1 protein-coding gene is annotated in these 1890 nt (G+C 35.6%); it reads right to left on the bottom strand.

All coding sequences use genetic code 11. The features are described from left to right. Positions 1 to 206 precede the first annotated feature (206 nt). Positions 207 to 1790 carry an IS1182 family transposase gene (locus L6Q46_RS13850; protein WP_291284805.1) on the bottom strand — a complete coding sequence of 528 codons (1584 nt, stop codon included), beginning with the start codon at positions 1788 to 1790 and terminating at the stop codon, positions 207 to 209. Positions 1791 to 1890 lie beyond the last annotated feature (100 nt).

Raw genomic sequence — 1890 nt, 5'->3', positions numbered from 1 at the left:
ACTAAACGAACTCTTAAATTTTGATAATTAGGCCTTCTGCTAACAGCGGTTTCCCGCAATAGCTGGTAAATTGCTAAAAAGAAGCCCGATTTTCCTCTGGAAAATCTTATCTTCGTAAGACAAAAAAACTTTAAAACCCGCTACTGCGGCAAGCCGCAAAACGTCAGGCTGTGAAAAAACCTCCTTTTGTACAAAAAAATACTTTTTTACAAAGCATTAGTTTCGTTGTAAGCCAAGCTATATTTTGATGTATTTTGAGTTGCTCCAAAAATAATTGAAGCTAAAAACAACCTTAAATAGGTCGTTTTTACAAAAAAACACTCCTTTTTCTTATAAGGACTGTTCCAGGTTTGGAGTTTGGCTATTAAATTAGGCACACCAAGGATATTGATGCTGCGTTTTATATTGTACACCAACATAATCAGACTATGTTCACCATTTACTTTTTCTAATCCTACTAAGTTCGTATAATTGTATCCCCATTTTCGCTTAATAGTACCAAAGATGTGCTCATTAATTTCTTGACGCTTACGATAAAGTTGGGCGTTTTCCTTATAGCGCTGGGTATTTTCTTCAACCGCTTCAGCATATTGACTTCGGTCAATCTCTCTTCCCCCTTTTCGACTAGTACATAAGTCTTTTACTGGGCAGGATTTACAGGCTGGAGTGCGAAATTTTTGATACATGTAGCCGCTTTCCTCCGTGCGACCTGTTTTCTTATGCCATTTTCCCGTAGTGGTTAAGACTTGTCCTTGTGGACAAGTATAAGTGTTTTCCTCCTTGTCGTAGGTAAAGTTCGAGACAAGATACTCGGGTTGCGTACCGTTTTCATTACTCTTTCCTTGTGCGGGAACGGCCACTATAGTGGTAATGTTGTTTTGTTTGCAAATTTCTAATTCGCGACCATTGTGATAACCTTTGTCAACTATAGCAGTAAAGGTTTCTATTGCTAGGTTTTCTTTTACTTCTAGCGCAATAGAAGACAGCGCATTCTTGTCGTTGCGATTAATGGTATGTGAAGCCACTACTAAGTTATGCTTGTCGTCCACAGCCGCTTGTATATTATAACTCACCTCTACCACTTGACCTTGAACCAAAAGTGCTCTTGCATCTGCATCTGTAGTACTTATTTGTGGTTCACCACTACTTTTAAGTTGTTCCTCTAGTAGTTCATATTTGATTTTATTTTGCTTTAGACGTTCTATTTTTTGTTGGATATTTGTTAAACTATCTAAATTCTCTTGATCATCGTTTTGTTCTAATTGATCTAAGTATTCCTGAGATTTTGCATCAATGTAGGCTAAATGTTGCGCTATTTTCTTTTGGCTATAATTAGCTTTTTTACTGTTGTGTGCTCTAGACTTAGTGCCGTCAATAGCAATGATGTCGCCAGAAATTAAATCCGCATCTTTTAAAAATGAAACAAATAATTTAAAAAGATTCTTCAGTGCTTTGGGATTCTCTTTCCTAAAATCAGATATCGAGTGGTAATTCGGGATAATCGCTTCCAAAAGCCATTGAACTTCAATATTCCGAAAGCACTCTCTTTCCAATCGCCTTGAACTTCGAACACCATTTAAATAACCATACAAATAAATTTTTAAAAAAACTTTCGTATCAAAACTTGGACGACCTTCCTTTTTTAAAACTCTAGAGATAAATCCTATTTTTTGCAAATCAATACTATTTACAAAAACATCTATAAAACGAACGGGGTTATCTGATGTGATTTTGTCTTCTAAACTAATCATTTGAAGCTGATGACGCGAAATTCCTTGGATATGTTGCATATATAAATATCCAAAAAATAAATCTTATTTGCAAGCTTTTTACTATATTTGTTTTCAAGACGGTGAAGTTTTTTCACAGTCTGACGTTAGCGGTAATTTT

Origin of the sequence: Flavobacterium sp., from assembly GCF_023151265.1 — a bacterium.
In the GTDB taxonomy this organism is placed as follows: domain Bacteria; phylum Bacteroidota; class Bacteroidia; order Flavobacteriales; family Flavobacteriaceae; genus Flavobacterium.
Note: the sequence above shows the minus strand (reverse complement) of the source record. Positions and strands in the feature narration are given on the sequence as shown.

Coding starts and splice junctions, on each gene's coding strand:
- L6Q46_RS13850 (WP_291284805.1), bottom strand. CDS start 1,790: ATGCAACATATCCAAGGAATTTCGCGTCATCAGCTTCAAATGATTAGT.